General features: G+C 73.0%; 7 protein-coding genes and 1 pseudogene. 2 read left to right on the top strand and 6 right to left on the bottom strand.

Annotated features, from left to right (window positions below; all coding sequences use genetic code 11):
- Positions 1-570: pseudogene (locus tag ACVJO7_RS26105) on the bottom strand (HNH endonuclease); the annotation flags it as partial.
- 98 nt (positions 571-668) lie between these two features.
- Here ACVJO7_RS26105 and ACVJO7_RS26100 point away from each other — a divergent pair.
- Positions 669-1349, top strand: a complete 681-nt coding sequence (locus ACVJO7_RS26100; RefSeq protein WP_491675063.1) for an SIMPL domain-containing protein — start codon at positions 669-671, stop codon at positions 1347-1349.
- Positions 1350-1424: 75 nt separating this feature from the next.
- Here ACVJO7_RS26100 and ACVJO7_RS26095 read toward each other — a convergent pair whose 3' ends face one another.
- Positions 1425-3041: an acyl-CoA synthetase gene (locus tag ACVJO7_RS26095; RefSeq protein WP_491675062.1), complete on the bottom strand. Its 1617-nt coding sequence runs from the start codon at positions 3039-3041 to the stop codon at positions 1425-1427.
- Between the two features lie 156 nt (positions 3042-3197).
- Here ACVJO7_RS26095 and ACVJO7_RS26090 point away from each other — a divergent pair, with 156 nt between their 5' ends.
- On the top strand, positions 3198-4568 hold the full coding sequence (locus ACVJO7_RS26090) for a short-chain fatty acid transporter (RefSeq protein WP_491675061.1): 1371 nt from the start codon (positions 3198-3200) through the stop codon (positions 4566-4568).
- Here ACVJO7_RS26090 and ACVJO7_RS26085 read toward each other — a convergent pair.
- The 4 genes from ACVJO7_RS26085 to ACVJO7_RS26070 form a co-directional block, all read right to left on the bottom strand.
- On the bottom strand, positions 4555-6090 hold the full coding sequence (locus ACVJO7_RS26085; protein WP_491675060.1) for an adenylate/guanylate cyclase domain-containing protein: 1536 nt from the start codon (positions 6088-6090) through the stop codon (positions 4555-4557). The genes ACVJO7_RS26090 and ACVJO7_RS26085 overlap by 14 nt on opposite strands.
- 31 nt (positions 6091-6121) lie before the next feature.
- Entirely contained in the window at positions 6122-7282 is a 1161-nt protein-coding gene (locus tag ACVJO7_RS26080; protein WP_491675059.1) for a pyridoxal phosphate-dependent aminotransferase, read from the bottom strand.
- 45 nt (positions 7283-7327) lie between these two features.
- Positions 7328-7498, bottom strand: coding sequence for a hypothetical protein (locus ACVJO7_RS26075; RefSeq protein WP_491675058.1), 171 nt, complete (start codon positions 7496-7498; stop codon positions 7328-7330).
- 64 nt (positions 7499-7562) lie between these two features.
- Positions 7563-8453, bottom strand: a complete 891-nt coding sequence (locus ACVJO7_RS26070; RefSeq protein WP_491675057.1) for a MaoC family dehydratase — start codon at positions 8451-8453, stop codon at positions 7563-7565.
- Position 8454: the final 1 nt, after the last annotated feature.

The following is an 8454-nucleotide window of genomic DNA, read 5'->3' as shown; positions in this document are numbered from 1 at the left end:
CAGGCTGCGCAACCGCGCCGGCCCGAGCCGGGCGATGTCGTGCCCGGCCAGCCGCCGATCCACCTCCGCCCGCTGCCCGGCATCGAGATGGGAGGACGCACCGGCCACGATCGACACCCGGTACCCGTCGAGCTCCCCCGCCGCGAACAGGCCGCGCACATGCCCCAGACCGTCGTGCAGATCCCGTGCGGTGCGCATCCGGTTGCGCCCGATCGTCGGCGAGCCCCGGCCGGCCAGCCCGATCTCGGCGCCGATGCTGCGCTCGAGCCGCTCCGGGTCGATCACGGCTGCACTGTCGGCGGCGCGGCGACGGGCGAACGCCAGCTCGGTCGCCGCCAACGCCGCCTCCACACTGTTGCGCACGGAGACCAGCGCGATCATCCGGTCCACCAGCACCGGCGCCGGCGACACCTCGTCGACCACCGCCGCCAGCTGCTCGAACCGAGCCCGCACGGCGTACAAGTCCGGCACCGCCGACAGATCGGCGGCAGCAGGCGGATCAGAGCCGGCAGGCCGAACAGGGCCGGCAGGCGGGTCGGGCGAGGCGGGGGCGTCGATGACCGCGGTCATGCCTCCATCGGAGAGGAACATATGCTCGAACAGCAAGTCCGGAATGGACGAAACCACCGGCGGTTCCGGTGGGACCGACGGCCACTACCCTCGCGCTCATGGCAGAGGCACCGGCGGGCGAGGTCGTGATCAGGGTGCGCGGCGAGTTCGAACGGGAGGTCCCCGCCGAGCGGGGCACCGCGAACCTTCTGGTCCTCGCCCAGGGCGCCGAGCCGGGATCGGTGCGCGCCCGGGTCGAGGCGGACGCCGCCGCCGCGCTGGCCGACGTGCGCGGCCGGCACGACCCGGAAGCCGGCCCGGTCCGCCGCTACGTGGTCGGCCAGGTCCGCACCTCGGTCCAGCAGCCCTCGCACAAGGGCAGGCCCCGCCCGGCGGTGTACCACGCCTCAGTGTCGATCTCGGTCGAGTTCGACGACGTCGCCCGGCTCGGCGACTGGCTGTCCTCGCTCGGCGCGATCGAGGGCGTCACGGTGCAGGGGATCGGCTGGGACCTGGCCACCGAGCACCGGCGCGAGCTGGAGCGGGCGGTCCGCCAGGAGGCGCTGCGACAGGCCCGCGAGCGCGCCCAGGACTACGCCGACGCGCTCGATCTCGGCCCGGTCCGCCCCCGGCTGGTCGCCGACGTCGGGCTGCTCGGCACGCATCCCGGGCCGTCGCCCCGAGCCGTCGGCCTCTCGTTCGCTGCTGCGCCGGAGAGCTCCGGGGACGGCCTGGGCGAGCTGCTGCGGCCCGACGACGTGACGGTGCAGGCGACCGTCGAGGCCGAGTTCACCGTCTGAGCCGTCTGAGGCGCCTGAGCCGTCTGAGGCGCCTGAGCCGTCTGAGGCGTCTGAGGCGTCTGAGGCGTCTGAGGCTCAGCCCCGCTCGGCCGCGATGTCGGCGTGCGCGTCGCGCAGGGACCGCTTGAGGATCTTGCCGCTCGGGTTCTTCGGGAGCGCGTCGGCGAACACCACGTACTTGGGCCGCTTGTACCCGGCGAGCCGCTCGCGGGCGTGCGCGTGCACCTGCTCCTCGGTGAGCGTCACCCCCTGGCGCGGGACGACGACCGCGGTGACCGCCTCGATCCAGCGCGGGTGGCTGACGCCGAACACCGCGACCTCGGCGACGCCGTCGAGCAGGTAGAGGGCCTCCTCCACCTCGCGCGACGCCACGTTCTCGCCGCCGGTCTTGATCATGTCCTTCTTCCGGTCGACCACCGACAGGTAGCCGTCCGGCGTCATCACGCCCAGGTCCCCGGAGTGGAACCAGCCGCCGGCGAACGCGGCGGCGGTCTTCTCCTCGTCGTTGTAGTAGCCCAGCGCGGCGTGCGGGGAGCGGTGCACGATCTCGCCGACCTCACCGGGCGGGAGCTGCTCCCCGGCGTCGTCGACCACCCGGGTCTCCACGTTCAGCGACGCCCGACCGGCCGATCCGGCCCGCTCCAGCTGCTCCTCGGGCCGCAGGATGGTGGCCAGCGGGGACATCTCGGTCTGCCCGTAGAAGTTCCAGAGCCGCACGTCCGGCAGCCGCCGGGCCAGCTCGTGCAGCACCTCGACCGGCATCGCGGCCGCGCCGTAGTAGCCCTTGCGCAGGCTGGACAGGTCGGTCGAGTCGAAGTCCGGGTGGCGCAGCAGCGAGATCCACACCGTCGGCGGGCAGAACAGCTTGGTGACCTTCTCCCGGGCGATCGTGGCGAGCAGCGTCGCCGGATCCGGCCCGGGCACGATGATGCTGGTCGCGCCGAGGTAGACGTCGACCGAGAAGAAGCAGTCCAGCTGCGCGCAGTGGTACATCGGCAGCGAGTGCAGCTCCACGTCGTCGGCGGTCATCCCGCCGTCGACGATGCAGGACAGGTACTGGGTGACCAGCGAGCGCGACGACAGCACGACGCCCTTGGGCCGGGACTCGGTGCCGGAGGTGTACATGAGCCGCAGTGGGTCGTCGTCGCCGACGCGCACGTCCGGCTCGCCCGGATCCCCGGCACCGTCGATCCACTCCGCGACGTCGGTCCAGTTGCCGGTGGCCGGCGCGCCGGAGAGCCCGATCCGGCCGCGCACCCGGACCGGGGCGGACGAGTGCGCCAGCGCCTTCTCGGCGGTCTCGGCGAGTGCGTCCTCGGCGACGAACGCGACCGCCCCCGAGTGGTCGAGGATGTAGGCGATCTCCTCGGGGCCGAGCATGAAGTTCACCGGCACCAGGACGACGCCGAGCCGGGCGGTCGCGAAGGCGAGCACGCCGAACTGGCGACAGTTGTGCGAGAGCAGTGCGAGCCGGTCACCCTTGACCAGACCGCTCGCGGTGAGCGCCGCGGCGCAGCGGTTCACCGCGGCGTCGAACTCGGCGAAGGTCCAGCGGGTGGCGCCGTCGACCACGGCGGGCCGGTCCGGGTACCGCGCGGCGGTGCGGTGCAGGAGATCCCCGACCGAGTGCCGGCGGGCCCGCGTGATCGCGGCGGTGGTCTGCTCGCTGAACTCTCCGGCGACGCTGCTCATTCACCGAATCCTGCCCGACGGGTGTGGCACTCGCCATGTAGTGGCCCGGCACACCGGGCGACTGAGGATGTGGAGTCACACCCGTAGCGATTCGTGCGTTCCCCCCGTATCTTCCATCAACCAGGTTGATTGATCCACACAGGAGTGGTGCGTCGTATGTCCCGATCCGGCACGAGTGCCCCGTCCGGAACCCCGCTGTCACGGGCGATGCGCCCGGTGAACGCCGTCGTCGAGAAGCTCATCCCCTCGGCGCTGGTGTTCGCGATCGTCCTGACGTTCGTGACCGCGCTGGCCGCGCTGCTGCTCACCGACTCCGGGCCGGTAGAGGTCGTCGCGGGCTGGGGCGACGGCCTGTCGGGGCTGCTCGACTTCATCACCCAGATGGCGCTGATCCTGCTGCTCGGGCACATCCTGGCGCACACCCGGCCGGTCCGCAGGCTGCTGGAGGCGCTGGCCCGCGTCCCCCGCACGCCGATGCAGTCCTACCTGTTCGTCTTCCTGATCGCGGGGCTCGCCTCGCTGATCACCTGGGGCCTCGGGCTCATCGTCGCGGCGCTGATGGCCCGCGAAGTGGCGACGGCCGGGCGCGAGCGCGGGATGGACCTGCACTTCCCGATGCTCGTGGCCTCCGGGTTCTCCGGGTTCGTCGTATGGCATATGGGCTACTCCGGATCGGCTCCGCTGACCGCGGCGACCGACGGCTCCTTCGTCGCCGAGCAGCTCGGCGAGACGATCACCATCATCCGCACCACGTTCTCGGCGTGGAACCTGACCGCGATCGTGGTGACGCTGCTGGTCGTGGGCACAGCGCTGTTTCTCATGGCACCCCGGGGCGGGGACCGGACCACCCCGCTGACCGGCGACACCCGCGACGCCGATGTCGCCGTGGACACCACCGTCCGCACCCCGGCCGACCGGGTGGACGTCAGCCGCATCACCACCACCGCGCTCGGCCTGCTACTGCTCGCCTACCTGGTGCTGCACTTCGCGACCGGCGGCGGCCTGACCCTGGACATCGTCAACTGGTCGTTCCTGTGCCTGATCCTGCTCCTGGTGTCCAGCCCGCTGGAGCTGATCGCGCTGACCAAGAACTCGGCGTCCAACGTCGGGGAGATCCTGCTCCAGTTCCCGCTCTACGCCGGGATCCTCGGGATCATGACCGACACCGGTCTGATCCAGGTCGTGTCGGACGCCTTCGTCGCGATCTCGACGCCGCTGACGTTCGGGCTGTTCGCGTTCCTCTCGGCCGGTGTCGTGAACTTCTTCGTCCCCTCCGGCGGCGGGCAGCTCGCCGTGCAGGGACCGGTGCTGCTCGACGCCGCCGAGCGGATCGGCGTCGACCCGTCGATCGCGATCATGGCCGTCGCCTACGGCGACCAGTGGACGAACATGATCCAGCCGTTCTGGGCGATCCCGCTGCTCGCGATCGCCGGGCTGAAGATGCGCGACATCCTCGGCTACACGACGGTCACGCTGATCGCGTCCGGTATCGTATTCGGCGGGACGATGCTGATCATTTCCCTCTGACCTGGGAGATCTGCGACTCGACCGGGGTGTGCACCGGGGTGGGGGAGTCCCGACCGCGCAGCGTGACCTCGGTCCCGGCTCGCCAGTGCCGGGCCTCTCGGCCGGCCGAGTCGACGGCGCGGGTTGCCGCGACGACCCCGCCGGGGACCGATTTGGCGAGCTCGGTGAGCCGGGCCGCCTCGTTCACCGGGTCGCCGATCACGGTGTACTCGTAGCGGCGCGGATCGCCGATGTTGCCCGCGACGGCGTCGCCGGCGGAGACCCCGATCCCGGCCTCGATCTCCGGCATCTCGGCGGCCAGCCGCCTGCCCAGGCAGCGCGCCGCGGACAGTGCCGCACCGGGGGCGTCGTCCAGGTCCATCGGGGCACCGAAGACGGCCAGCGCCGCGTCGCCCTCGAACTTGTTGATCCAGCCGCCGGCCTGCTCCACACACTCGACGACGACGCCGAAGAACCGGTTGAGCAGCGCCACGACCTCCTCCGGGGGCCGCCGGGCCGCCATCGTCGTCGATCCGACGAGATCGACGAACAGCACCGCCACCGGCCGCAGCTCGCCGCCCAGCCGGATCCCGTCGCCGCGGGCCGCGGCAGCCTCCGCCACGTCCCGGCCGACGTGCCTGCCGAACAGGTCCCGGATCCGCTCCCGCTCGCGCAGCCCCTCGACCATGCCGTTCGTCCCGGCCTGCAGCTGGCCGAGCTCGGTGTTGTCGTAGACCGGGACGCGGACGTCGAGATCGCCGTCCTGCACCCGGGCCAGCGCCCGCCGCACGGTCAGCACCGGATCGGCGATCGCCCGGGCCGCACCGACCGCGGTGAGCAGGCCGGTGCCGATCGCGGTGCCGCCGAGCACCAGCATGGTCACCGCCAGCTGGGTCGGCGACGAGTCGCCGTAGACCAGCGCGAGCAGCCCGGCCAGCATCACCCCGCACAGCGGGACGGCGGTGCCCAGCGCCCAGAAGCCGACCGAGCGCAGCATCACCCCGGTCACCAGGCGCCGGCGCTCCGGCGGGCGCCCGGACAGCACCCGGGCGGCGGCCCGGCGCAGCATCCGCTCGACCAGCAGGTAGCACAGCGCACAGGTGGTGATCCCGCCGATCGCGACGGTCGCCGTCACCGAGAACGCCAGCCGCCCCGAGTAGCGCAGGTTCACCAGGCAGAACAGCACCGCGGCGAGCAACCACAGGAAGGCGATCATCCAGGTGATCCGGGCCGGCCCGCGCAGCACCAGCCTGCGCTCGGCCCGGGCGGGGTCCGTCGCGCGCCGGGGCAGGGTCAGCTTGCGGCGGCCGAACCAGATCCCGATCGGGACCGTGAGGAGCAGGTACGCCCCCAGCACGACCAGGTTCACCAGCCGGATCCCGGCCGCGTCCAGCAGCTCCTCGCGGGGCAGCACGAACGCCGAGATCACCAGCACCACGGCCGCGCCGCCGACGTTCGCCGCGACCACCACGAACGCCAGCAGCGCCCGCACCGGGAGCCCGACGACCGGGCGTCCCGGCTGCGCAGGCCGCTGATCCGTCATGGCCGGAGTCTAGGCCGAAAGGGTGATCCGATCAGGGTCGCAGGGCGGCGAGCCGTTCGGCGGCCTCGACGAGCACCTCGTCGCGCTTGCAGAAGGCGAACCGGACCAGCGGCCGGGTCGCCGCGACACCGGCCCCGGACGCGCAGAACACCGACACCGGCACCGCCGCGACCCCGCACAGCTCGGGCAGCTTCCAGGCCAGCTCGACGCCGTCGTCGTGGCCGAGCGGGCGCGGATCGGCGACCACGAAGTAGGTGCCGCGCGGGGTGAGCACGTCGAACCCGGCGGCGCGCAGGCCGGCCGAGAGCAGGTCCCGCTTGCGGGTCAGGTCGGCGGTGATCCCGGCGTAGAAGTCGTCGCCGAGGGCGAGCGCCTCGGCGACCGCGGGCTGCAGCGGGGCGCCGCCGTGGAAGGTGAGGAACTGCTTCACCGCGCGGGCCGCGCCGACCAGCTCCGGCGGGCCGTGCACCCAGCCGACCTTCCAGCCGGTCACCGAGAACGTCTTGCCCGCCGAGGAGATCGTCAGCGTCCGGTCGGCGAGCCCGGGCAGGGTCGCCATCGGGACGTGCCGGGCGTCGTCGAAGGTCATGTGCTCGTAGACCTCGTCGGTCACGATCACCGCGTCGTGCGCGCGGGCGAGCTCGCCGATCCGGATCAGCCGGTCGCGGGTGAACACCGCGCCGGTCGGGTTGTGCGGGGTGTTCACCAGCACCACCCGGGTGCGCCCGGAGAAGGCGGCGGCGAGCTCGTCGTCGTCGACGTCGAAGCCGGGGGCGCGCAGCGGGACCGGGCGCAGGGTCGCGCCGGACAGCGCGACGGTGGCCGCGTAGGAGTCGTAGTTCGGCTCGAACACGATCACCTCGTCGCCCGGACCGCAGAGCCCGAGCAGGGTCGCCGCGATCGCCTCGGTCGCGCCGGTGGTGACCAGCACGTCGTCCGGGTCGACGTCGAGGCCGTAGAAGCGCCGCTGGTGTGCGGCGACGGCCTCACGCAGCGCGGGCACGCCCGGCCCCGGCGGGTACTGGTTGAGGCCGTGCTCGGTGATGTTCGCGGCGGCGCCGGCCAGCAGCGACACCGGACCGTCGGTGTCCGGGAACCCCTGGCCGAGATTGATCGCCCCGGTCCGCGCGGCCAGCCGGGAGATCTCGGTGAAGATCGTGGAGGTGAACGGGCGCATGCGCTCGACCAGCATGGTTCCCACAGTAGAGCCGGGGCGGCCCGGGCCCGGCCGCGCGGGTCAGTCCAGGCCGCGGACGATGTTCCCCTCGTCCTCGTGCTCCTCGACGTCGGCCCGCGTGGCGGTGCTGTCGGTGGTGTTCATCATGACCTCCTGCTGAGTGTCCGGTGACGAATGGTGGACACAGGGATGGACGTACGTCACCGGGTTCCGGTTGCTGTACCGGCTCATGGACCGATCCAGATGCACCCGGCCGGGTGAGTGCGACCTGTCCACCCGGCCGGGCGGTACCTGCCTAGCGGCCGATCCGGCCCACCAGATGGATCACTTCCGGTTTCCTGACGCCGCGGACCGCGAACCGCCACGCGTCGCCGTCGCGGGCGGTCACCAGCTCCGCGGTCGACGGGAGCAGCAGCGGCCTGCGGAAGGCGACGTCGAAGCCGACCGCGTCCGGGAGCCTGCCCTCCAGCGCCGCGGCCACCCGGGCCGCCGTCCACATGCCGTGCGCGATCGCCCGCGGGAAGCCCATCGCCTTCGCGGTGAGCGGGTACAGGTGGATCGGGTTCACGTCACCGGAGACCGCCGCGTAGCGACGCCCGGTGTCCCCCGGCACCCGCCACAGCGCGGCGGCCGGGCCGGTCGGCACCGCCGGCTCCGGCGGCGCCGGGGCCGGCTCACCGGAGGGCGCCCGCGCGCCGCGGGACAGGTAGGTCGAGCGGCCCTCCCAGACCGTCGCCCCGCCCGCCGACACCGTCCCCACCAGGTCGACCTGCGCGCCCTTCGGGTGCGCGGTGAACCGCTCGGCGCGCACCCGCACGTCGAGCGTCTCGGACACCGCGACCGGCCGGTGCACGGTGATCCGGTTCGCCAGGTGCACCAGGCCGGGCAGCGGCAGCGGGAACGACCGGCCGGCCATCAGCGCGACCTGCAGCGGGAAGGTCAGCAGGTGCGGATAGGTGACCGGCAGCGCGTCGCCGATCCGGAAGCCGCAGACCCGGGCGTAGTCGGCCAGGTGGGCCGGGTCGACCACGATCCCGCTGCGTGCCAGCTCCCGGTCCGGCAGGCTGCCGGCCCGGCCGGGCAGCACGGTCCGGACCGCCGCGGCGGCGTAGAGCGGGCCCAGCGCGGGCGCCCCGGACAGCTCGGTCACCGCGGTGGCGCCGGCGTTCCCGGCGTTCCCGGTCATC

This window comes from Pseudonocardia sp. DxW (assembly GCF_058448985.1).
The sequence above is the reverse complement of the archived record's forward strand: the minus strand, read 5'-3'. Positions and strand labels throughout refer to the sequence as shown.

What these genes read in the sequence shown, in the direction of transcription:
- ACVJO7_RS26100 (WP_491675063.1), top strand. Translation starts at nt 669, where the DNA reads ATGGCAGAGGCACCGGCGGGCGAGGTCGTGATCAGGGTGCGCGGCGAG.
- ACVJO7_RS26095 (WP_491675062.1), bottom strand. Translation starts at nt 3,041, where the DNA reads ATGAGCAGCGTCGCCGGAGAGTTCAGCGAGCAGACCACCGCCGCGATC.
- ACVJO7_RS26090 (WP_491675061.1), top strand. Translation starts at nt 3,198, where the DNA reads ATGTCCCGATCCGGCACGAGTGCCCCGTCCGGAACCCCGCTGTCACGG.
- ACVJO7_RS26085 (WP_491675060.1), bottom strand. Translation starts at nt 6,090, where the DNA reads ATGACGGATCAGCGGCCTGCGCAGCCGGGACGCCCGGTCGTCGGGCTC.
- ACVJO7_RS26080 (WP_491675059.1), bottom strand. Translation starts at nt 7,282, where the DNA reads ATGCTGGTCGAGCGCATGCGCCCGTTCACCTCCACGATCTTCACCGAG.
- ACVJO7_RS26075 (WP_491675058.1), bottom strand. Translation starts at nt 7,498, where the DNA reads ATGAGCCGGTACAGCAACCGGAACCCGGTGACGTACGTCCATCCCTGT.
- ACVJO7_RS26070 (WP_491675057.1), bottom strand. Translation starts at nt 8,453, where the DNA reads ATGACCGGGAACGCCGGGAACGCCGGCGCCACCGCGGTGACCGAGCTG.